The following is a 23,057-nucleotide window of genomic DNA, read 5'->3' as shown; positions in this document are numbered from 1 at the left end:
GCATGAACGTTCGCGAATATTACCAACAAGAATTGGCCGCGCGCGGCTATCAGTCCGATGAGGCGCAGGAGCGCGCCGTCGAGCGTTTGCAGCAGTGCTATGACGAATGGGCGGCTTACAAGGCCAAGCGCTCGAATAGCCTCAAGAAGTGGCTCGTGCATCCCGATCTGCCCAAAGGCGTGTACCTCTGGGGCGGCGTGGGTCGCGGCAAGAGCTTCCTGATGGATAGTTTCTACTCGGTGGTGCCGTTGCAGCGTAAGACGCGTCTGCATTTTCACGAGTTCATGCGCGAGGTGCACCACCAATTGCAGGCGCTCAAAGGGCAGCCCGATCCGCTCGATGAGCTGGCCAAGCGCATTGCCAAACGATATCGCCTGATCTGCTTCGACGAGTTTCACGTCTCGGATGTGGCCGATGCCATGATCCTGCACCGCCTGCTCGCCGAGCTGTTCAAGAACGGTGTGCAGTTCGTCATGACATCGAACTATCGTCCCGACACGCTGTACCCGGATGGCCTGCATCGTGATCGTGTGCTGCCCGCGATCCGTCTGCTCGAAGAGAAACTCGACGTGCTCAATGTCGATGCCGGTGTCGACTATCGCCGCCGCACGCTGGCGCAAGTGCAGGTGTACCACTATCCGCTCGGGAACGAGGCCAACCGTGCACTGCGCGCGGCGTTTGCCGAGATCGCCGGGGTGCCCGACGAGAGTCCGCTGCTGCATATCGAACAGCGCGAGCTGAAAGCCCTGCGTCGCGCGGGCGGCGTCGTGTGGTTCGACTTCCATACGCTGTGTGGCGGCCCGCGTTCGCAGAACGACTATCTCGAACTGGCTAACCGCTTCCACACCGTCGTGCTGTCGGATGTGCCCAAGATGACCCCGCGCATGGCCTCGGAGGCGCGTCGTTTCACATGGCTCGTCGACGTGTTCTACGACCACAAGGTCAAGCTGTTGATGTCGGCAGAAGTGCCGCCAGAGGAACTGTACACCGAGGGTACGCTGGCCAACGAATTTACGCGCACGGTGTCGCGTCTCGTGGAGATGCAGTCGCTGGAGTATCTCGAGGCACCGCGCCGCGTGGTGGATACGTCGCTCACCTGAGCGCACACCGCAATCACCGCGACGTCTGCGGCGCCGGGGAGATGCCTGCTATGGCTGGCATGAACGCTTAGCGCCCATTGCGATCGCGCTGACGCTGTCTCGGGTCGGGCGAGGGCGACGGCGGTGCCGATGGCGGCGGTTGCCGCTGTTCGCGGATATGGTTGTAGATATCGCCGCGCAAATCGCCCTGCGGGCGCACTTCCTGCTGCTGCGGCGCTCGTGATGGTCCGGGCCGTGCGCCACCATGGTTGTCGCCTCGCCCGTCTGGACGATCGGCCGCTTGTGCGAACCAGCCTTGGAAAAAGCGGCCGTCCGACGACGATCGGGCCGATGCGCAAAAAGCGGCACCGGCCAGCATGACGAAACACATTATCCGGACAAGTCGAGTGTGACGCATGTTGCCACCTCCTTGTCAGTTGAACTGCCGCGTGCCGCACACATGTCTCGCCACCCGGATCGGCGTACGCCGGTATGTGTCGCGGTCTTGCCGCTATGCTTTGAGAGTAAGAGGACGCAAGCCGGCGTGCTGTAATGATTTGTAAAGCAATGTAAGCCAGCAGGTGGGGGGGTGGTATGTCGCCTACCATGCGCTGTTTGATCGATGGAGTTTTACGATGCGTAAGCTGTCAATTGCCGGCATTTCCATTGGAGCGCTGGTTGTGGTGCTGGGGTTGCTCTTCGGTACGCCGTATTACACCTTGTGGCGCGCGCGCGACGCCGCCAACGCCCGCGATGCCACGGCATTGTCGTCGTATGTGGACTATCCCGCAGTTCGGGAGAGTCTGAAGATGAGTTTGCATGACGAACTCACGCGCCAGATGGACAAACAACGCGGCAACGCCTTCGGCGCGCTGGCGCTCGCGCTGGGCGGTTGGGTGTCGGATCGCGTGGTCGAGGCGTTGCTGACGCCGGAGGCCGTGGCCGCCATGCTGCGCGGTGACAGCACGGGACTGCCGCCGGCACCGGATGCCCCGGCCCCGCACGATGCGGCGCCACAGCCGCCGCAAGCGCAGAGCCGTTCACCGCAGGCACCCTCGGCGGGTAGCGAATCGAGCCCATCGTCACCCTCGGGTAATGAGCCGCCGCGTACTATCACGCGAACCAAGTTTCAGGATTTCAGTCACTTCCTTGTGCATGTGTCGCGCAGTGACCGTCCGGAGCGCGTCGTGACGTTTACGCTCACGCGCCGCAATCTCGTGCAGTGGCGTCTGACCGCGATTGCCTTGCCGCCCCTGTAATCGTCAATCTCATTCTTGTCTCGGGTACGTAGGTCATCTTGAAAGCGATTTTGAATGCATCGTTGTGGCAACGTCTGTGCGTCGCCGTTGCCTTGTCGGGCAACATGCTCTTCGCGATGGCGGCTGCGGACATGCCGACGCCTGTCGGTGTATGGCGAATCGTCGACGAAACCGGCGACCCGAAGGCGCTTATCACCATCTCCGAGAAAGACGGTGAATACATGGGGGCACTGACCAAGAGCCTCGGCAGGAGCGACGCGCTCGAGCGTCGCTGCAATGACTGCACCGATTGGCGCAAGGGGAAGAAGCTTCAGGGGTTGCAAATCATTCGCGGCCTGCGCAAAGCTCCGGAGAGCGACGAATACACCGGCGGGAGAATTCTTGATCCGGACAGCGGCAGCGAATATGGCGTCAAGATGCGCGTTGTCGACGGCGGCGAAAAGCTCGAAGTTCGAGGCTATTTCGGTATCTCGCTGCTAGGCCGCACGCAGACCTGGATACGGGAGCAGTAACGTTGCCTCCCGGCGCAATTGTCGGCATCGATCAGAGGAACGGAGCGCTTCTCGGCTAGAGGACTTCCTCAGCACGGCGTCACGCCTTTGGCGTAATCTTCAAAGCGACTCGCGCATGCGGCCGGGTGGCAATGGCGGCTATCGCGAGTCCTACGACAATCAATTCCGTATCCGGGAGGATGACAACCATGAAGCAGATTTCTAACGCGACGTCGTGGCGACGTCTGGGTGCTCACGCGCTCGTCGCAGTGGCGCTGTTGGGGGGTGTGGCCAAAGCGGCAATGGCGGGCGACGATGCATCGCCGATCGGCGTATGGAAGACCATCGACGACAATACCGGCAAGCCGAAAGCCCTCGTGACGATTTCGGAGAAGGATGGCGAATACGTCGGCACCATCACCAAGGGGCTCGGCGAAAGCGATGATCCGGAGCGCGTGTGCTCGGCCTGCACCGACGCACGCAAGGGCCAGAAGATGCTCGGCATGCAGATCATTCGCGGCGTGCGTAAAGACGGCGACACGTACGGCGGCGGCAAGATTCTCGATCCGGAAAACGGCAAAGAGTACAACTGCAAGATGACCGTGGTCGACGGTGGCAAGAAGCTCGATGTTCGCGGCTTCATCGGCATCTCGTTGATCGGTCGCACGCAGACGTGGATCCGCGATCAATGAACGTGCCGTAGCGGCTTCGGTGCGACGCGCGTCTGCGCAATCGCCCAAAATACAAAACCCCGGACGCGATGCAGTCCGGGTTTTTTTACGCGCTTTTTCTACCGGCCTCCGCGCATTCGACGCGGCATGTCGTTCAGGGCGCAGACACGACAAAGCCCGGGCAGTGTCGCTTCACTGTCCGGGTTTGCCGTCGTCATTGGGGCCTGCACCCCGCCGACGCCCCCCCCCTCGCGATTCTCTTCGGTGTCTCGATGCCTCGCGTTACCTGCCGAGTCCGCCGAGTCCCCCCAGCAAACCTGTCACGGGTGCGAGCAGGCCACCTGCGCCGCCCGCGCCACCGCCGCTCGCGCTGGCCAGCGTCGTCAAGGGGGCGGTGACGGTGCTCAGCAGGGTGGTGACCGGCGCCAGCGCATTACCCGCGCCGCCGCTGCCGCCGCCCGCGGTGTTCGTCACGCCACCCAGCAGGCCAGTCACTGCGCCGAGCGGATTGCTGCCGGACGAGCCTGTCGCACTCGTGAGTCCACCGAGCAAGCCGGTGACGCTGCCCAACGGATTGCCGCCGCTCGCCGTCGTGGGCGTCGCGGTGGTATTGCCGATGTTGGCGAGCACGTTGCCAAGCGCATTCGGATTCGCGGTGCCGGTCGCGCCGGAGAGCAGCCCGCCGGCACTCGTCACAGTGTTGCCTAGCGCCGCGAGGGGGGTGCCGAGGCTTGCGACGACGGCGTTCGGTGCTGCGTCCTTGACCTGGGTGCCCACCGAGTTCAATGCCCCGCCCAGCGTGCCGAGCAGGCCGGCGACAGGCGCGCCGAGACCGGTGGTGTTGCCGACTGTCTGCGTCGTCGTTACCACCGTATTGGTAATCGGCGAGATCGCCGACGAAAGCGCCGTTGTCGCTTGCACGACGGGGGCACTGGTGAGGGCTTGAGTGAGCGCCGCGCCACCTTGCACACCCCCCTGACCGACGGTGGCGACGGCGGTACCGAGCACACCAGTGAGCGTATCGGCGGGCGTGTTGGCAAGCGGGCCGCTCTTGCCGATACTGGCGACGCCGCCGCCCAGCGATACCCCGGCTTTGCCGAGATCGGACACCACACCGCCCGTACTCGCGAGCGTGATGCCGACCGGATCGGTGCCGGACTTACCGAGTTGACCGAGCCCGTTGCCGATACCGGTACCCAGATCCGTGACGGCGTTGCCGGTTTGCGTGAGCGCGCCGCCGAAGCCTTGTGTGGCCTGCGGCGACACCCCGGGAATCGTCGTGCCCGAGACCTGATTGCCGATGGCACTGACCACCGAGCCGACCGAGGCGGCCACACCATTGCTGGTGGTCGCCGGAGTCGTCGGATTCGTAGGATTGGCCGGCGAGTTCGGATTCGTCGGGTTCGCGGGGTTGGCCGGGGTGTTGGCCGTGGCCCCGCTGCCGCCTCCCGAGCTGGAGCAGCCGGTAACACTGACGATGCCCGCCGCCATCGCAGCAAGCAACGTGGGGCGCAGAATCTTCGACATGACGTTTCTCCTCGTTAAGGCACTGCCGCGCGCTCAGACCTTGGTCGACGCGCCCCGGCTGTTCGAGACAAGACCGGCGATGTCCTGATCGGCCTCGAAACGAAGACGGAAGGTTTCGCTCTTCAGGGTGCGGATGCTCTGCACCAGGAAATCGTGAATCGCGGCGAGTTCGCTGTGGTCGTACGCGGCACTCACTGCGGTGAGCTCACGCGACACCGAGGACAGGAACTGCTCGATCTGCGCACAACGCGCTTCGATGGGGTGAATCATCACCATGCGGCGATCGTGCGGATTTTTCTCACGCTCGACAAAGCCTGCACGTTCGAGCCGGTCGATGACCGTGGTAATGCCGCCGGAACTCACACCCATGAGTTCGGCGAGTTGGCCGGCAGTGATCGATTCGAGTTCGAGAATCAGATCGAGGGCGTTCAGATCGGTGACGTTCAGGCCGAGCTGTTCGGCAAGCGCCGAGTGATAGAGCGCGGTGTACACGGCGAGCCGGCGTCCGAGCGAGCGGACGATGCCGGCGACAAGTTCGTTTCGGTTCGTATGTCGATCGCTCATGGTGCCGTGCGTTGCGTTGAGCGGGGAGGCAGTCGACGTCGCCCCGGAGGCGGCACTCGACTCGGTGCCGTACGTGTGATGGCTGTGGCCATTCGCGAAACCGTCGCCGGTTTCGCGCACTGCCACGGGTTCGGAAATTTGCGGGGCGGATTCGCCATGACCGCGCATTAGAACGCCGGTGTCGGGAATGAAGCGGGCCATGGCATCTCCTTATCGATGACTCGGGTGGTGCATGCGCGCAGCGCGCAATGCAACGTTGGGCGGGCGATTACTTGCCGACGCTCGCCACACTGCCGAGCAGGCCGGTGACTGGCGCAAGCAGAGAGCCGAGACCGCCGGCCGCACCCCCCGAGCTGCCGCCGGCTGCGCCCGTCACCCCCGAGAGCAGGTTCGTGACGGGAGCCAGCGGGCTGCTGCTGCCGCCCGATGCGCTGCCGCCGCTCAGACCGCCGAGCAGGCCCGTGACGGGGGCCAGCGGGCTGCCGCCGCCCGAGCCGCCAAGTCCGCCGAGCAGGCCCGTGACCGAGCCGAGCGGGTTCGACGCGCTGCCCCCGCCACCTGCCGTGGTCGTGCCGAGATTGCCGAGCAGCGAGCCGAACGGATTCGACGAGCCAGTGGATGTCTGACCATTCGCGAAGCCACCGAGGCCGGAGACCGTGTTGCCAGTGGCGATCACCGTGTTACCCAGTGCGCCGACGACTGGATTCGGCGACGTGCCCTTGATCGTCGAACCGACGGTGTTGACCGTGCCGCCCAGTACCGTCAGCAGGTTCTGCACTGGACCGCCGAGGCCCGTGGTGTTACCCACGGTGCGCGTGGTGTCCGACAGCACATTGGTGATTGGATTGACGGCGGCCGAGAGGGTGGAAGTGACCTGCGTCACCGGGCCGCCCGAGAAGGCCTGTTTCAAAATCGCACCGCCGGCGATGCCGCCTTGACCGACGGTACCGACGACGTTGCCGAGTGCACCGGTGAGCGTATCGACCGGGGTGCCGGCGAGCGGGCCGCTCTTGCCGATTCCGGCGACACCGCTGCCCAACGACACACCCGCCTGACCCAGATCGGTGACAACGTTGCCGGTGCTGGCGAGCGTGATGCCCACCGAGTCAGCGGAGGTGCCCGATTGACCGAGGCCATTGCTCACACCATTGCCGAGGTCGGTGACGGCTTTGCCGGTATTCGAGAGTGCACCACCGAAGCCTTGCGAGGCTTGCTGCGAGACGAGCGGCAGTTGGGTGTTGGCGACCTGATCGCCCAAGGCGCTGACGATGTTACCTGCGGAGCTCACGACGCCGCCTGCGCCGCTCGCCGTTGTGCCGACTGCGTTTGGGGTACCCGTGACACCGGTCGAGGTAGCGCCGCTGCCGCCACCGCCGCTGGAGCAGGCGGTGAGGGCGATGACGCCGATGGCGGCCGAGGCCAGGAGGGTGCGTTGAAGTGCGTTGGACATGATGGCTATCTCCCTTGATCGTTCTGAATGTTTGCCGGCGACGTGTCGCGCGGTGAGGTGGTGACTTCCACTTGAGGAACCGGGGCCGCTCGCTGTGATGCCATTGTGTGAGCGCGGCGTGTGGGGTGCGCCGGAGCCGGACTTGCCTGGCCCGATGCGTGGGCATCGGGGCGAGGGCCGGATCGCGGCGGTCGCAGACGGGCGGAGGAATCGCGCGGGTCATGATCGAGCGGCCATCTGGATGACGTCGTCGGGTCTTGGGCCCCGGCTTACTTCTTTGCGCCGAGCAGCCCGCCAAGCAGGCCGGTCACTGGTGCGAGCGGGCCGCCGTTGCTGCTGCCCGAACCCGTGGCGCCGCCGACCGCACCCGTCACGGCGCCGAGCAGCGAGGTGACCGGTGCGAGTACGCCACCCGAGGCCGAGCCGCCCGCACCCGCCGACGTGCCACCGGCGCTTGCCGAAGCGCCTGCACCTGCCGGAAGCGAGCCAGCGAGGCCGCCCGTCAAACCGGCGACGAGGTTCGTGACCGGGGCGAGCGGGTTGTTGCCCGAGGCACCGCCAACGGCACCGCCGAGGCCGCCTGTCAAACCGGCGACGAGGTTCGTGACCGGGGCGAGAGGGTTGCTGCCCGAGGCTCCGCCAGCGGCGCCGCCGAGGCCCCCCGTCAGCCCGGCGACGAGGTTCGTGACCGGGGCGAGCGGGTTGCTGCCCGGGGCACCGCCGGTGGCACCACCGAGCGCGCCCGTCAGGCCCGACAACAGGTTCGTGACTGGGGCGAGCGGGCTTGAGCCGGTGCCGCCACCGAGACCACCAAGGCCACTCAGGGCCGAGGTGAGCGGGGCGAGCGGGTTGGCGCTCGTCGGGGTGCCGTGAACGACGCCGCCAAGGCTGGCCACCGTGTTGCCGACCCCCGCGACGATGCCGCCGACGTTAGCCGCGATCGGGTTGTTGAACTGACCGCCGATCTTGGTGCCGACACCTGCCAGACCCCCGCCGACCTGAGCCAGCAAACCTGCGACAGGCGTACCGGCACCCGTGGCGTTGCCAAGCGTTTGCGTGGTGTTGGTCACAACGTTCGTGATCGGGTTGATGGCCGACGAGAGCGCCGACGTCAGTTGTTGCACCGGACCGCTCGTGATGGTTTGCGTCAGTCCGCCGCCGAGGGCTTCACCTGCCTTGCCGACCGACGTCACGACGCCGCCGAGCAGCGTGGTAACGCCGTTGACCGGCGTGTTACCCAGCGGCCCCGTCTGGCCGAGGCCTGCGACGGCGCTGCCCAGTTGCGTGCCGGCCGTGCCGAGGTTCGAGACCACACCGCCTACGCTGGCGAGCGTCGGATTGAGCGGGTCCTTTACCGAACCGAGCTTGCCCAGACCGTCGGACAGGCCGTTGCCGAGCGTTTGTACGGCGTTGCCGGTGGAGACAACGGCACCCGCCAGACCACTTTGTGTTTGCGAACTGAGCAGCGGCAGTTGGGTGCCGGCGAGCGTCGTGCCAACGCTGCTGACGGTCTTGCCGACTTGCGTCACGACCCCCGTGCTGGCCGTACCGGCGACGGTGCCGATTGGGTTGGTCGCAACGCCCGTGCCGCCATCCCCATTTCCGTTGCCATTGCCATTGCCGTTTCCATTCCCGCCGCCGCTACCGTTGCCGCCGGTCCCCGAACCGTCGGGGACAGTGCCGGCGCCCGTGCCGCCGCCACCGCCGGAGCCAGCGGTGGTGCCAGCGGTGGTGCCACCCCCATCCCCGAGAGAGCCGCTGGTGCCACCCGAGCCGGAGCTGGCGCAACCGGTCATCGTAATGACGGCGAGAAGGCAGGCGGAAGCGAGAAGGTTGCGTTGGAAGTTGTTCATGGTGGTGTCCTCTATCTGGTCTATTTGGTATTCAGACGAGCGCGTCTTGCGCGGCCAGTCGGGCGTTCATGCGTTGTGCGATGAGTGCGAACAGGAGCGCGTTGACCACTGCGCTATCGGGGCCCGTCATCGCCTGGGCCGAATTCGTGTTGCCGGTGCTGCGAGCGTTGGCTGCGTCGGTCGGTGTGGCGGTGGCGCGTACGCCACCGCCTTCTGCACCGCCCCTCCCTGGGCTTGCGCCTCTACGATCGTTTTCGGCAGCAGCGCTGCGCTGCATCGCCGCGATGCGTTGCCGCTCGGCTGCGGGCTGCATCGTTTGTTTTGTATTGCCAATGATCATGGTGTCCCCCGGCGATCTTTAGCGTTGCGATGCAGGGATATCCGCAAGAGCTGTGCCAATCTCTGAATTCAGGTTTGAATAAGCCTTCTAGTTTTCTGGGTAATTGGCTGAAAGCCTGTATTTATTTGCGTTTCAGAAAACAAGAATCTTTTTGATCGAGAGATCGGTGGTCGTCCGAAGAAGGTGGGGCAGGGTTAACGCCATCGGGAAACAGCGAATTTCAGGTGAATTGCTGTTCCCGTTACGGGGTGTGTTACGGAGAACGTTACGTAACGCCACTGGCGAAATTGACTTTGGAAGGTGGTGAATATGATGGGGTGTGAGCGATTCGGGTAATACCCGAGCGGAGAAAACGATGCGCGCGCCGTAATTGGAAGTAGTAGCGCGCGACGCTTGGCTTTTTCCGGATCAGACGCGCAATGAATGAATAGTTATTTAAATAGGTGCTGCGCGTATGGGTAGCTGTCGCCTTGAGGTGTGTGGTGCTGCAATAATCATGGTTTTCCCTCATGAGGGTTGCATTACCTGGTTTTGGAGTATTGTTTGGGCAACCTGAGTAACGCTTTATTGCGTTTTTGAGGGTGATTGGAAGTAATGCTCTATTTTTTGTGTTTTAGATTAAATTAGCATCGAAAAAAATAGCACGCCGCAGCAAAGGCTGTTCCAACAAGTAAAGAAATGTTGGCGTGCAACATAAATGAGGTTCGCAAGCCTTATGGCGCAGTGAACCCGAGGCCGAAGTCAAGAGTTAATAAGCGAAATGGCGAGCCAATGCCACACGACCGCAAGGCCGGTGACTTCTCGTCATGCATGCCAGCGGGCGCCTGGCACCTATTTGAGGGAGGGTGATATGAAACTCAGCAAGCGTTTTCGACTATTTGCACGCGACGAGCGAGGCGTGACGGCACTGGAGTACGGCATCCTCGCCGCAATCGTAGCGGTGGTGATCGGCGGCACGGTCTACGGCAGCCTGACTACGACGTTCAGTCAGATCTTCTCGAAGTTGTCGTCGGCGGTGACATCCGCGGGTGGCTGACGCGTTTGTCTTGCGGGCCGTATGAAGCCAGTCAGCAGTAACAAGTGCCAGCATGCAATGTGCATGCAACCCAGAGACACGCTGGCGATATAGGGAAGGACACCGTTCGGTTGACGGCGTCATTCAGCGCGATGAAAGGCTGTATTCGCGAGGGCGAATCATGCGAATCATGCGGGGCAGGCAAGCAGGCGGGGCCGGGCGGCAGCGCAGACTGTCGCGGCAAAGCGGTGTCACGGCGCTTGAGTACGGCATTCTGGCCGCCATCGTGGCAGTGGTGATTGGCACAACGGTGTTCACGAATCTCACCGACGTGTTGTCAAGCGCCTTCAGCACGGTGACGTCGGCGGCCACGTCGGCTGCCTCTCATTGATGCGAGATACGCTGTGCTGATGCTGTTGTGGTTGTTATGCGTGCCAATTGTGATCACCGACCTGATTGCACGTCGTATTCCGAATGTCTGGCTACTGTGTGTGGGGGCATTGGCACTGGTCTGGATTGCGTGGCGGGCATGGCATGGCGAGCCTCGGGTGTTGTGGGTGCACGGATTGGGTGCCCTTCTGGGATTGATCGTATTGCTACCTTTCTGGTGGCGCGGCGTAATGGGAGGCGGCGACGTCAAACTCTTTGCGTTGATCGGTCTGGTGGCGGGTTATCCGGCGCTGCTGCCGGTGTGGTGTCTGGCCAGTGTCGCCGCTGGCGTACATGCGCTGGTGCTGTTGACGGGACGGTTGAAGTGGCTGGCACATGGGTGCGACGCGCTGAGCGCCTCGCGTGTCTGGCAACGGGTTTTGCACTGGCGGGCCGGGCGTATCGGATTGCCCTATGGGGCGTATCTGGCCGCAGCGGCGCTGGTGGTGAGGTGAGCGCAGGAGGTGCGGCGCGGCAGAGCAGGGCGTGAGCCGCGTGGAACAAGAGGTAAAGAAGCGCAGAGGTGACGAGTGTTGCTTCAGGCAGCACCGCAAAACGGGAGGCGCGGGCGACGCCGCGCAAATGGGTTGTACCAATGCGTCGCCAAACACGGCCACAGAGTGCCGTGCGCGACGGGGAGTGTCGTCATGAAATGGTCTGGGGCACAGGCAGGAGCAAGGCTGCGATGCGCGAACTCGCGCGGCGTCGCTGCACTGGAATTCATGCTCATCCTGATGATTCTGCTGCCCGCGTTTTATGTCGCCGTCTCGTTCTCCATCAATATCCTTGCCCGACAGATGCTCACCCAGGCGGCCTCCGAGGCCGGCCGGGCGATGCTGCGCGCCGGCACGATGTCGCAGCGTCAGGCCTACGCCACGCAGGCGATCAACAGCACGCTGACCTGGCCGTCGGCATCGGTCGTGACCGCCAGTTTCGCGTCGGACGCGAGTGCGCCATGCCCGGCGTCGGCCACCAACAGCAGTTCGCAATGCATCGTACGCGTTACGTTGACGTTGACGCAGCCGATGACTGTCAGTTGGCCTGGGCTGACTAACCTGGTGCCGCAGAACATTGTGGGTACCGCAGCCATCACGCTGGATACGTCTACGCTGGGCGGGAGTTGAGCCGGGGTTGAGCAGATGTTGAATTCGTAGCGCAAGCGACAAAGCGATGTGAGGTTTTGCCCGTTGTCATGCCGCCGGTCCGCCGGCGTCCCGCAAGTTGTGACTGAACGGCCGACAGGCCCCAAGCCATGAACAAAGCCACCAAGATTATTGCTGCTGTGCTGGTTGTTGCCGGCGTGCTGCTGGCGCTCTTTGCGCTGCGCCTCGGGACGACTAACGCACCGGCGCCGGCCACGGCACCGTCACCGGTGACACAGACGCTCACGCAGCGTTATCCGGCCGTGGTGGCGGCCAAGTCGCTTTCGCCGGGCCAACCCATCGGCGCAGACGGCGTGAAGCTCGAACAGTTCGATAGCCAGACGGTGGGCGCCTTCACGAACCCGGCCGACGTCGTGGGACGGGTGCCGCTCGTTGCCCTCGCAGCCGGTGTGCCTGTCACGCAAAACACGCTCGCCCGCGGCCTGGCGTTGCAGCTCGCAACCGGCGAGCGTGCCGTGGCCATTCCGGTGACCGAAACCGTCGGTGTCGGTCACCGCATCCGTCCGGGCGACTACGTGGACGTCTTCTTCACCATGAAGACCACGCAACCGGCAGGAACGCCCGGGGGGCTGATCGACGATACACAGTCGCGTCTGCTGGCGTCTCGCGTGCGGGTGCTGAGCTACGGCAACGCATCGCTCGACGATGTAACGCCGCCACCCGCCGCGCCGAGCGTGGTGTCTACCGTACAGGCCGCGACGACCACGCCGCCACCGCAGCCTGCACCGGCCGGGAATACTCAGCCGCCCATGCCGGCGACCGCTGCGGTCGTGGCCGTGCCGGTGGCCGACGTCAACCGTGTGGTACTGGGCACACAGCAAGGCAAGATCATGCTGGCACTGCGCAATCCGGGCGACGATGCCACGCCCGACACGTCGCTGTTCCCGTCGCCACCGCCGGTGCTCGCAGGGAAGTCTGGGCTGAAGGGTGACGACAAGGCGGCGCTCGATACGCCAGAGAACCGGGCCTACGCGGGAATTGCCACGACAGGGCTCGCCGGGGAACCGGTGCGCCGGACAGCGGCCGCACCTCGCGCACCGGGCCGAAGTGGCGGTGGCGGCACGATCGAGGTCGTGCGCGGCGCGGAGCGCACCACGGCGTCTTATTGAAACGACTGAACTTGCTGATGTAGCAGATGTTGTGACGTTGGATGGGAAACGCTACGCCATATAACCGACACAGTGACCGATACAGCCACGCCATGATCAGAAGCCAGGTTCGCACTGCCAGACGAGAGACCAGACGGGTCACGGGAATGCTGTTGTGCTTTGCCGTGCTCATCGTGTGCGGCGCCACGGTAGCGGCGCGTCTGGCCGACGCGGCCGATCCCGTCTCGAGCGCCGGGGCGCGCTCGCTGACGCTGGGCGTTCACGAGCAGCGCGAACTGCAAGTGCCGGGATCGCTCGAGCGCGTCGCCGTGGCGGATCCGGCCATCGCCGACATCGTTGTGCTCAAGGGCACGGGCGGACGGCGCGGCTCGGTGCTGGTCGTGGGCAAGAAGGCCGGCATCACGCAGGTCGCTGCGTGGCCGCGCGGCGGCGACCCGGTGCGCTGGGAAGTCCATGTGACGGGCGATCTTCAGAGTGTGTTGGGCGACACCGGCAGCGCCACTGTCGACGCGCGCGGCAACGCGGCGCTCATCAAGGGCCATGCGAACACCATCATCGAACATAGCGGGTTGCAATCGGCGGCGGTCGATGCCACAGGTAAAGGTGGCGTCGTCGTTGACCGCTCGACGGTCGGAGATACGGGGGTGGTGCAGGTCGACGTGAAGATCGTCGAAATCAATCGCAACATCCTCAATCAATTGGGGGCGAGCTTCAGTGCGTCGAAGAAGACGGGCTCGGGCAGCTTTGGCGTGACCTCGGCGCTCAGCTCCGCGTTCGGGGGCACCAACGGATCGAGCGGCGTGGCGAACTTCGGTTCGTTCTTCGGCTCGATCACCCGGGGCGCATTCAGCATGTCGGCCGAGATCGATCTGTTGCAATCGAACGGCCTCGGCCGGGTGCTTGCCGCACCGACGCTGGTGGCCCTCTCGGGGCAGAGCGCGAGCTTTCTCGCCGGTGGCGAGATCCCGGTGCCCCAGTCGGGCGGCCTCGGCACGACCACGATCGTCTACAAGCCGTTCGGGGTGGGCTTGACCGTGACGCCGACGATTCTCTCGCCGAACCGCATTGCACTGAAAGTGGCGCCCGAAGCGTCGGACATCGACTTTACGAACGCCATCGTGACCGACTCGACACAGATTCCCGCGATCACCACACGTCGCGCGGACACGACCGTCGAACTGGGCGATGGCGAGAGCTTCATCATCGGTGGCCTGATCTCACGTACGACGACGTCTGCGGTCGACAAGGTGCCGCTGCTCGGCGATCTGCCGCTCATCGGTGCGTTTTTCCGCAATCTGAAGTACAGCAGCGCCGAGAAGGAGCTGGTCATCGTCGTCACACCGCATCTGGTGAAACCCGTGGCCCGTGGGGCGGACATACCGCTGCCGGGCGATACGCGCGAGCGCCGTCCGGGACCGGTCTGGGGGGCTTACCTGATGGGCGTGGCAAGCGACAGCGAATTGCCGGGTTTTTCGAAGTAGCGCCGACACCGGCAGGAAAGCGGCATCGAGCGGATAACAGCGAGAGCCGGGACAGGGCAGCAAGGAGTGCACAAATGAACGCACCGACGCGAATACTGGACACCATGACAGAGTTGCATCGCTTCCTTTTTTGCAGTGCGCATGCCGGCCACGGTCAGTGGCTCTCGGCGGCGCTGAGCGAAGAGGGCGTCGTGCTCCAGGAGGCCGACCGTCCGGCGCAATTGCAGCAACGCATCGGCGATCTCGACCCGCAGGTCGTGCTGCTCGATTTCTCCGGAGAGCCGACGGAGCACACCGGCGATAGCCCTGACGGGGGCATTGCCGCGGCTACCGAACTCGCACACATGCTCAAGCGCGTGGCACCCAAACTGCCGCTGGTGGCCGTGGGTTCGATGGTGCGCGCCGACGGCATGAAAGCGGCCATTCGCGCCGGGGTGCACGATTTCATCGACATGCATTCGACGCACGAAGAGGCGCTCGAGGTCATCCGCCGGGTCGTCGAACAGACGCCCACGGTCAACGTTGCGTCACCTCAACGGCACGGCCGTTTCGTGGTGCTCCTTGGCGCGCGAATCGGTGTCGGATGCAGCACGCTCGCCGCACACGTGTCGCAGCTCGGTCAGGAACTGTCGGTGGGGGGGCATCCGGAGAGGACCGCCAAAGCGGCGAAGGCAGCGAACCACAAGGACGACAAGTTCGATGCGTCGCTGCTCGGTCATGTCGCGTTGCTCGATCTTGGGTTGCCCGCGGGCGATGGCATGCTGTATCTCAATACGCAGAGCCAGTTCAGTTTCGCCGAGGCGGTGCAGAACCTGCGGCGATTTGACGAGACCCTCGTGCACACTGCCGTCTCGCACGCGTCGAGCGGTCTGGCCGTACTGCCGCTGCCGCTCGATCTCGGCGACATGCGCAGCGTGGCGGCTGCCGACGCACTCGCGCTGACCGACCGTTTGCGCGCGTTCTTCGATCTGATCGTGGCCGATCTCGGCGGCTTTTCGAATCCGGCATTCGTGGCGAGTCTCGTGCGCGCGGCCGACGAAGTCTGGCTCGTGGTCGATCAGAGTGTGGGCGCGATTGTCTCGCTCGCCTCGCTGCTGCGTGATCTCGAAGAGAAGAGTGTCGAGCGCGATCATCTGCACTTGGTACTCAACCGCTACGATCCGCGTTACGGCATGGCCGCCGACCAGATCGCCAAGCGCTTCGATGTGCCGCTGCTCGCCACGTTGCCCGATCGCCCGCTGGCGATGCTCTCGGCGACCAACCAGGGAAAACTGATTCTCGATACCGCGCGCGGCGACCCGTATGTGCGCGCGTTGCAGCCGCTCGTCGAACGGTTGCTCTTGGCGCAACACGCCAGGGCCGCAGCGCAGCGTCAGTCCTCGGGCTGGCTGGGCCGAATCATCGGAAAGCACTGATATGACCGACTCCATTGAATTTGCCGACGACAAGCGTGCGTTTGCCAATTCGCAGCAATTTCAGGACATCAAGACCGCTGCGCACGAACATCTGCTTGCGCGGATCGAGGAACTCGGCGCCGAATTCGGGCGTTGGAGTCGCAGCGCGATCCAGCAGTTTGTCGATCTGGAGATGGACGGCTTCGTGCGTTTGCGCCGTATTCCGATCAACGAATCGGAACTACGCCAGATATCCGATGCGCTCACGAAAGAACTCGCCGGTTTCGGCCCCATCGAAGATCTGCTCGCAGACCCGGCGGTGGAAGACATTCTGATCAACGGCTACAACGACGTCTATGTTTCGCGCCACGGCGTGCTGGCGCGCGAAGCGTTGCGCTTCTCGGACAACCAGCATCTGCTGCGCATCGTGCGCCGCATTCTCGCGCCTATCGGCCGTCGTCTCGACGAGTCGAACCCGATGGTCGATGCGCGTCTGCCCGACGGCGGGCGTCTCAATGTCGTCATCGAACCGTTGGCGGTGGACGGGCCAGTCGTCTCGATTCGCAAGTTCCGCAAAGACCCGCTCAAGCCTTCCGACCTGCTCGCGCTGGGCAGCTTCAACGAAGAGATTTACGGTCTGCTCGACGCGGCGGTGCGCTCGCGTTGCAACATTCTCGTGTCAGGCGGTACCAGCTCGGGCAAGACATCGCTGCTCAATGCACTGGCCAGCTTCATTCCGGCGATCGAGCGCGTCGTGACGGTCGAAGACACGGCCGAGTTGTCGCTCAATCACCCGCACGTGGTGCGGCTCGAGTCGCGTCAGGGCGGCTTCGACGGATCGGGCGAAGTGACGATTCGCGATCTGATTCGCAACAGCTTGCGGATGCGTCCCGACCGGATCATCGTGGGCGAAGTGCGCGGCTCGGAAGTGCTGGAAATGATGCAGGCCATGAATACGGGCCACGAAGGATCGATGGCGACGATTCACGCCAATTCGCCGCGCGAATGTCTTTATCGTCTCGAAATGCTGGCGGGCTTTGCCGGGTTCCAGGGCAGCGAAAGCAGCCTGCGCCGGCAGATCACCAGCGCGCTCGATTTCATCGTGCAGATCGGTCGTCTGTCGAGCGGGCGCCGGCGCATTCTGTCTATTACCGAAGTCACCGGCGTGTCGGACACGGTGATCTCCACGCAGGAGCTGTACCGCCACGAATCGGTCGTTGGGCCCGATGGCGAAGAGAAGGACCGCTGGATCTCGCTCGGTATCCAGCCGCACTCGCCGAAATTGCAGCGCTACAAAGAGCAAACGCGCAATGCGGCAGCCGCAGCGCAATCTCAGAGCAATACGCCGCCGGATTCGGGCGGTGGCGGCTTCTTCGGACGCCGGCGATGAATCCCGTCGTGCTGTGGGTCATCTGCATCGCTCTGCTGCTGATCGCGGCAGGGCTGGAACTGTGGCGCCGCACGCAAAAGCGCGTGAGAGATCAGGCGACGAGCGCGTTTCTCGAGCAGCAGCTCGCGAATAACGCGCCGCGATTTTCCGCCGGCGAAGGGGCCGCTTCCCGGGCGCCGCGCCGCAAGTCGTTGCCGTGGGAGTTCTTCTTCGAGCGCGCGGGTGTCAAACCCGATCCGATGTTCTACACGTTGCTCATCGCGCCGGGGGTGTTGCTGGCATTCGTGTTGTGGGTCTGGCAGGGGCCACTCTCGGCCATCGTAATCCTCACGCTGTATGTCGCCGGGAATGTGCTGCGTTACGGGGTCAAGGCGGCGCGCCGGCATCGCAACATCGTGCGCCAGTTGCCGGTATTTCTCGATGGCATGGTGCGCATGCTGACCGTCGGCAACAGTCTGCCGGCCGCCTTCCAGACGGCTTCGACCAACGCCGACATGCCGCTGCGCGAGTTGCTCGAACGGGCAGTGCGCCAGGTGCAGGCGGGGGTGGATCTGGACGTGGCGCTCAAGCAGATCGCACGTGTGTATCAGGTCGAAGAGATTTACCTGTTCGCGTCGGTAGTCGATCTGTCCACTCGCTTCGGGGGGCGTGCCGACCAGATCCTGTCCCGTATGTCGGGCTTCATGCGCGATCGCGAGCAGGCGCAGGCCGAGCTGTATGCGTTGTCGTCCGAGACCCGTCTGTCGGCATGGGTGCTGGCCGCACTGCCGATCATCGTCAGTGCGGTGCTGATGCTGCTGAATCCGAAATTCTTCGAGCCGATGTTCCAGGAGGCTGCCGGCATGAAGTTGCTGGGAATCGGCACGGGGCTGGAAGTGGTCGGTGGCTTCGTGTTGTACCGGCTGGCCAAATCGCTGTGAGCGCGGGGGACCCAACGAGATGAACCTGTCCTTGATGTTGTCCGATAGGCACCTGTGGATGATGCTGGGCCTGTTGATGGTCGCGGCGGGGCTGCTGTTGGGCGCGTCGGCCATTTTGCTGCGTGCGATGCGCCAGGGCCGTAGCGAACGCATGATCGATCAGGTACTGGCAAGCCGTCAGCAACAGGCGCTGGCGGCGCTGCGTGCCGCGAGCGCGCCGAGCGGGCTGGGGGGGACGCGCGGCGATGATGGGCTGGAGACGATCGAGGGCGGACAGCGAGGGTGGCGCACGCTGATCGACCGTGCGTCGGCGCTTGGCAAGCAGTGGTCGGAGACACGTCTCGGGCAGCATCTGATCGCGGCCGAGGACCGGTTGCTACTCGCACAGTGCGGCTACGACAGTGTGCGGGCCAAGTCGCTCTTCCTGTTTGTGCGGGTAGCGCTGGCGGTGACGCTGCCGTTGCTCGTCTGGTTGTGGCTGCCGGGTGGCGGCGGGCTGAGCACGATCCTGCGGCTGATCGGCGCTGCCGGGGCAGGGTTGCTCGCACCGAAGTTCTACATACAGCGAAAGGCGGGTCAGCGCCGTCGCGATTTGATCGAGGAACTGCCATTGCTCATCGATCTGTTGCGCTTGCTGCAAGGCGTGGGGCTGTCGATGGATCAAAGCCTGTACGTGGTGGTTTCCGACTTCCGTGAGGTGCTGCCGATCTTGTCCAGGGAGCTTGAAAACGCCAATCGCCAGCACGCCTCCGGGCGGGGGCGCGAGGCGTCGATGGGCCGGCTGCGCGAGGTCTACGACAACGACGATCTGCGTGCGCTCGTACGGCTTATCGTGCAGGTCGAGCAACACGGCGGTGCGGTGCAGGAACCGTTGCAGCAGTTCAGTGACCGCCTGCGGGAACAACGCCGTCAGACGATGAAAGAGCGCATCGGCAAGCTCACCGTGAAGATGACGCTGGCGATGATGCTGACCCTGCTGCCTGCGCTGATGCTGGTGGTCGCCGGGCCGGCCATCCTGTCGCTGACCAAATCGATGGAGGCCATGCAGTGACCATGCCAATCTCGACACACCACCTCTCGGGCGCCGCGCTGGCAGCCGGCGTTCAATACAAACCCAAGGCCGGGCGCGCGGTAGCGGGTTCGCTGACCGCCTTGCTGTGTGCGGCAACGCTGGCCGGATGCGGCGGTCCGCACATTGGCGGATATGGCGCGCCGTCGGCCGCCGCGCTGATGCAGGCGCAACAGAACGACGAAGAGAAGGCCAAGGCCGCTAAACCGGATACGCGCGAGTTGTATCTGTCGATGATTCGTCAAATGCAGGAGCAGGGTTCATATTTTGCGTCGCTCGCCCACATCGATCAGTTCCGGATTCAGTACGGCTCGGCACCGGACGTCGACATTCTCCGGGCCGATGCCTTGCGTGAGACAGGGCAACCGGATGCCGCCGAGCAGGCCTACCGCACGCTGCTGAGTGGAAACGAGGCCGCAGCGGCGTGGCATGGCGTGGGACTGGTTGCGGCGCAGCGCAAGGATTACGCTGGGGCGGCGCAGTCGCTGCGCGAAGCGGTGTCTCGCGCGCCGACGGAGGCGTTCTATCTGAGCGATCTCGGTTTTGCGTTGCTGAACAACGGCGACACCGGGGCGGCGCGCGTGCCGCTGGCTCAGGCCGCCGAGTTACGGCCGGACAGCCGCAAGGTACTCAGCAATCTGGCGGTGTACCTCGTGGTGACGGGCGAGCGCTCGCGCGCGGACGACATGATGACGCGCGCGAAGATGCCGCAGGCCACGCGCGACGCGATCGACAAGCTCGCTGCGGATATCCGCGCACAGGGGAAAGCACGCCGTGCTGCGGCCGCGCATGCTGCTGCGCAGGCCGCAGCCACGATTGCACCGCCCATGTCAGCCGCGGCGACCGCGCAGGGCGGGGCGGGAAGTGCCGTTGTGGCTGGCGCCGCCGGCGGCCCGGTCGTCGTGCGTCTGACATCAGGCAGCGAACCGGGCACGGGACAAACGAAAACGCAGGTCAAGGCGGCAGCGGCGGACGCCACGCTGGCGCGCGCGAGTGACGCCGCCCGCAGCGATATGCCGACGTCGATGCTCGATCGTTTCGGCCATTCGCAGTGAGGCAGTGCCTTCTTCATTCATGCACGGCGCAGACCACTAGACAAGAGTCGCGCAATATCAGGGAGACGCGATGATGGCAGTCCAGAATTGGCAAGGAAAGCCGGGCTCCCGGCTGCTGGGCGCGGCGCAGCTTACCGTGGCCGTGTCCGTGCTTTGGGCCGGGGCGGCTGCGGCGCAGACCAATGCGCCGATCACCGGATCGATGGGCGGCGCAGACGCCCGCAACGTGGCGGCACCGGCGCAGACGGCCCCCGTGGTGCAACCCATGCCGGCGGCAGGAGACGCAGGACAGGCACAAGCGGCGCAGACGGCACAAGCCGCGGCGCCTGCGGCACAGCCCAGACGTGTGCCGCGAAACGTGGTTCGCCGCGATACGCCGTTGCGCGTGGGGGAGCACGCTCGCGGCGGCATGCTTGGCGACGAGACCGAGGCCTTGCTTGCGCTGCAAGCGAGCAATCTGGCAGCCGGGCCGGGCTTGCCGATGCTGGGTTCGACCGCCTCGCGTGCCTACAAGCGCTATCTGGATAGTTTCACGTACCCGATTCCGCAGTTCTATCCAACGATGATCCAGACCGACGGTGGAAGCGGCGCAGGGGGGAGCGGCGGTGGTGGCAGCGGTGGCGCTGCCCCCGGAGCCACGGGGGCTGGCGCGAGCCAGTGATGCGCCATGATATTGCGTGCGCGTGTGCGCAAATCGGCGCGTATGACGCCTCCCGGCGGGCGGCAGCGCGGGTCGGTGCCGATTTTGTCCTTCATCTTCCTGATCGTGGTGCTGATTCTCGCGTTCGCCCTCGATGCAGGCAACGTGTTCATGCAGCGCCGAAATTTGCAGCGCGCCGCAGATATGGCGGCGCTCGCGGGAGCGCAAACGCTTCCGGGGTGTGCCAACGCCACATCTTTCGCTGCCGTTGCCTCGGCAAACGCGAAAGCGAACATCAACTCCACGGCGTTGCAGGTGGCGTCGTCGTGCGGTGTCTGGACGTCGCCTGCGGCTAACGCCACGGGACCGGGAACGTTTGTCCCGGTGACCTCGGGCAATGCCGCGAGCGGCAACGCGGTGTCGGTCACGCTGTCGATGGCGGTGCCGTCGTTCTTTCAACTCGTTGGCACACGTACGGTCACGGCGACCGCCATCGCGCGCAAGGCGCCAGCCGTCGTGACGTTCACGGTCGATTCGGGGTTGCTGGCGCTAAATTCAAGTAATTCACTCTTGGGGCCTTTGCTCGATGCGCTCGGATTGAAAACGCAGGACTATATATTGGCGAGGCAACAACTCGCTGGTGTGACCATTACACCGCAAGGTTTGTTACAGGCGCTCGGCGTGCCGGTTACGGGGGACATTTCGGTCGGGACGATCAATGGCGTACTGGCAGTCCAGAAGCTGACCGTCAGCAAGCTGCTCGACGTGACGAAAACGGCACTGGCGACGCAAAACGGTGCACTGTCGGCGTCGGTCTCGTTGATGAACAACCTCATTAACGTATTCAACAACGGAACTGGCCTTAAGAACGGAACGGGCAATGCGCTGGACTTGCCGGTGCAGTTGTTTGGAACAGCGACCAGTCCTGGCGTTTTCGCCAACATCGATATGCCTGGCGTGAGCACGGCAAATGCGCTTACCGCTAACGTCGCGGTTGCCGATCTCATTACGGCTGCGATCTTTGGAGGTACCGGGACCAGCGGCTTCTCGATTCCAATCTCGTCACCGACCCTTGGCGTGACGGCAAACGCAAACGTGGTCTCCCCACCTCAGATCGGCATCGGGGGAATCGACGCACAGGCTACTGCTGCGCAGGTGAGATTGATGCTCAATGTCAGTACTTCTGGGAGCCTGCTTGGCGGGGTACTCAACGGGGCTAATACCTCTCTCTCGCTCCCGCTTACGATCGAGGTCGCACAGTCAACTGCTAAGGTGACGGCGTTGCAATGTGGTGCCACACCTTCGGCAACGTTTGAGGTCACGTCAGGATTAGTGAACGTATGCGTAGGAACCGCACCGGGTGTCAACATGGCGACAAACACCGCCAGTTGCACCACGCTCATGACATCACCCGCGAACATCGCGACTTTACTTGGCCTGGTTACCGTGAGTGCGAACGTCAATGTTTCTCCTGTGACGAATGCATTATCGGCCGTAACGATCAGTGCCCCGTTTCCGCAAAGCTCACCGCCGCTTGGCTCTACCCTGAAACTCTCTCAACTTGTTCCTGCACTGGTTAGTGGTTTGATACTGAGTGTAGGGAGTAATGGGGCTTCGGATTCAACGACCATTGCGAACGGCTTGGTTTCCAACGTACCAGCCAGTGCAACTAGTTTGACCATTTCGACAATCAATTCATTTCTCTCCAATGCCGCAAAAGGGTTGAAGGCGACTGCGGAGGGACTCGAGGCGACGCTTGGCGGTGTATTGACGCTTAATGGACCTCAAATGGCTAACGGGGTTGCGGCGTTGATTAACGGGGTGCTCAGTACTGTTGGAGGACTTGTAACCGGTCTGCTCGGGGTGTTAAGCGATGGGGTCTGCAATTCGTTCATATTCCCCGACGCAGTGAAGAGTTGTCGCGTTGGGGCTGTATCTGGCTCCATCGGTACGAGCAACATCGCTCCAATTCTCGGTAGCATTTTGTACACGCTGCTCAATCCATTGCTTACACCGTTGAGTGACTTGCTGAATTCTCTTGTCTCGTCGTTGGGCATCACGCTCGGCATGACGACGGTGACGGTCGATAGCATCAACTGCCAGAACGGCCTGGTACAACTGGTGTATTAGCGGGGCCCCACACGGCGGGGCCTCATCC

At 63.8% G+C, this 23,057-nt stretch carries 22 protein-coding genes; 17 read left to right on the top strand and 5 right to left on the bottom strand.

Annotation, left to right across the window (positions count from 1 at the left end; genetic code table 11):
- Positions 1-2 precede the first annotated feature (2 nt).
- From zapE to PCO31110_RS07805, 4 genes are all read left to right on the top strand, one after another.
- Positions 3-1,100, top strand: coding sequence for a cell division protein ZapE (zapE, locus tag PCO31110_RS07820; protein ID WP_010808809.1), 1,098 nt, complete (start codon positions 3-5; stop codon positions 1,098-1,100).
- A 614-nt stretch (positions 1,101-1,714) separates the two neighbouring features.
- Positions 1,715-2,338 carry a DUF2939 domain-containing protein gene (locus tag PCO31110_RS07815; protein WP_010808811.1) on the top strand — a complete coding sequence of 208 codons (624 nt, stop codon included), beginning with the start codon at positions 1,715-1,717 and terminating at the stop codon, positions 2,336-2,338.
- Positions 2,339-2,376: 38 nt separating this feature from the next.
- Positions 2,377-2,850: a DUF2147 domain-containing protein gene (locus tag PCO31110_RS07810; RefSeq protein ID WP_051126169.1), complete on the top strand. Its 474-nt coding sequence runs from the start codon at positions 2,377-2,379 to the stop codon at positions 2,848-2,850.
- Positions 2,851-3,038: 188 nt separating this feature from the next.
- Positions 3,039-3,521, top strand: coding sequence for a DUF2147 domain-containing protein (locus tag PCO31110_RS07805; protein WP_010808813.1), 483 nt, complete (start codon positions 3,039-3,041; stop codon positions 3,519-3,521).
- Positions 3,522-3,782: 261 nt separating this feature from the next.
- Here PCO31110_RS07805 and PCO31110_RS07800 read toward each other — a convergent pair whose 3' ends face one another.
- The 5 genes from PCO31110_RS07800 to PCO31110_RS07780 form a co-directional block, all read right to left on the bottom strand.
- A complete protein-coding gene (locus PCO31110_RS07800) occupies positions 3,783-5,027 on the bottom strand; it encodes a collagen-like triple helix repeat-containing protein (protein ID WP_150690066.1) in 1,245 nt (414 codons plus the stop codon).
- Between the two features lie 33 nt (positions 5,028-5,060).
- Positions 5,061-5,792 (bottom strand): MarR family winged helix-turn-helix transcriptional regulator, encoded by a 732-nt coding sequence (locus tag PCO31110_RS07795; protein WP_010808815.1) that lies wholly within the window; start codon positions 5,790-5,792, stop codon positions 5,061-5,063.
- A 67-nt stretch (positions 5,793-5,859) separates the two neighbouring features.
- On the bottom strand, positions 5,860-7,041 hold the full coding sequence (locus PCO31110_RS07790) for a collagen-like triple helix repeat-containing protein (RefSeq protein WP_010808816.1): 1,182 nt from the start codon (positions 7,039-7,041) through the stop codon (positions 5,860-5,862).
- Between the two features lie 269 nt (positions 7,042-7,310).
- Positions 7,311-8,894, bottom strand: a complete 1,584-nt coding sequence (locus tag PCO31110_RS07785; protein WP_246189773.1) for a collagen-like triple helix repeat-containing protein — start codon at positions 8,892-8,894, stop codon at positions 7,311-7,313.
- Positions 8,895-8,925: 31 nt separating this feature from the next.
- On the bottom strand, positions 8,926-9,207 hold the full coding sequence (locus PCO31110_RS07780; RefSeq protein WP_150690065.1) for a hypothetical protein: 282 nt from the start codon (positions 9,205-9,207) through the stop codon (positions 8,926-8,928).
- Between the two features lie 877 nt (positions 9,208-10,084).
- Between PCO31110_RS07780 and PCO31110_RS07775 the strand changes: the two genes are divergently transcribed.
- The 13 genes from PCO31110_RS07775 to PCO31110_RS07715 all read left to right on the top strand — a co-directional run bounded on the left by PCO31110_RS07775 (position 10,085) and on the right by PCO31110_RS07715 (position 23,029).
- Entirely contained in the window at positions 10,085-10,270 is a 186-nt protein-coding gene (locus PCO31110_RS07775) for a Flp family type IVb pilin (RefSeq protein WP_010808819.1), read from the top strand.
- 160 nt (positions 10,271-10,430) lie between these two features.
- Entirely contained in the window at positions 10,431-10,640 is a 210-nt protein-coding gene (locus PCO31110_RS07770) for a Flp family type IVb pilin (protein WP_010808820.1), read from the top strand.
- A gap of 19 nt (positions 10,641-10,659) precedes the next feature.
- Positions 10,660-11,133 (top strand): A24 family peptidase, encoded by a 474-nt coding sequence (locus PCO31110_RS07765; RefSeq protein WP_081636189.1) that lies wholly within the window; start codon positions 10,660-10,662, stop codon positions 11,131-11,133.
- A 192-nt stretch (positions 11,134-11,325) separates the two neighbouring features.
- A complete protein-coding gene (locus PCO31110_RS07760) occupies positions 11,326-11,802 on the top strand; it encodes a TadE/TadG family type IV pilus assembly protein (protein WP_010808822.1) in 477 nt (158 codons plus the stop codon).
- Positions 11,803-11,930: 128 nt separating this feature from the next.
- Entirely contained in the window at positions 11,931-12,950 is a 1,020-nt protein-coding gene (cpaB, locus tag PCO31110_RS07755; RefSeq protein WP_150690064.1) for a Flp pilus assembly protein CpaB, read from the top strand.
- 146 nt (positions 12,951-13,096) lie between these two features.
- Positions 13,097-14,431, top strand: coding sequence for a type II and III secretion system protein family protein (locus PCO31110_RS07750; protein WP_010808824.1), 1,335 nt, complete (start codon positions 13,097-13,099; stop codon positions 14,429-14,431).
- Positions 14,432-14,505: 74 nt separating this feature from the next.
- Entirely contained in the window at positions 14,506-15,846 is a 1,341-nt protein-coding gene (locus PCO31110_RS07745) for a hypothetical protein (RefSeq protein WP_150690063.1), read from the top strand.
- Between the two features lies 1 nt (position 15,847).
- Positions 15,848-17,215: a TadA family conjugal transfer-associated ATPase gene (locus tag PCO31110_RS07740; protein ID WP_150690062.1), complete on the top strand. Its 1,368-nt coding sequence runs from the start codon at positions 15,848-15,850 to the stop codon at positions 17,213-17,215.
- The gene (locus PCO31110_RS07735; RefSeq protein ID WP_010808827.1) at positions 17,212-18,135 is read left to right on the top strand and encodes a type II secretion system F family protein; all 924 of its coding nucleotides are present in this window, start codon (positions 17,212-17,214) and stop codon (positions 18,133-18,135) included. Before PCO31110_RS07740 ends, PCO31110_RS07735 begins: the two co-directional genes overlap by 4 nt.
- 19 nt (positions 18,136-18,154) lie before the next feature.
- Entirely contained in the window at positions 18,155-19,186 is a 1,032-nt protein-coding gene (locus PCO31110_RS07730) for a type II secretion system F family protein (RefSeq protein ID WP_246189772.1), read from the top strand.
- 2 nt (positions 19,187-19,188) lie between these two features.
- Positions 19,189-20,259, top strand: a complete 1,071-nt coding sequence (locus PCO31110_RS07725) for a tetratricopeptide repeat protein (RefSeq protein ID WP_150690061.1) — start codon at positions 19,189-19,191, stop codon at positions 20,257-20,259.
- Positions 20,260-20,329: 70 nt separating this feature from the next.
- Positions 20,330-20,920: a DUF3613 domain-containing protein gene (locus PCO31110_RS07720; protein ID WP_010808830.1), complete on the top strand. Its 591-nt coding sequence runs from the start codon at positions 20,330-20,332 to the stop codon at positions 20,918-20,920.
- A 42-nt stretch (positions 20,921-20,962) separates the two neighbouring features.
- Positions 20,963-23,029, top strand: coding sequence for a pilus assembly protein TadG-related protein (locus tag PCO31110_RS07715; protein WP_174979403.1), 2,067 nt, complete (start codon positions 20,963-20,965; stop codon positions 23,027-23,029).
- The last annotated feature ends 28 nt before the right edge of the window (positions 23,030-23,057 follow it).

It is taken from the genome of Pandoraea communis, from assembly GCF_902459745.1.
GTDB lineage: Bacteria > Pseudomonadota > Gammaproteobacteria > Burkholderiales > Burkholderiaceae > Pandoraea > Pandoraea communis.
The sequence above is the reverse complement of the archived record's forward strand: the minus strand, read 5'-3'. Positions and strand labels throughout refer to the sequence as shown.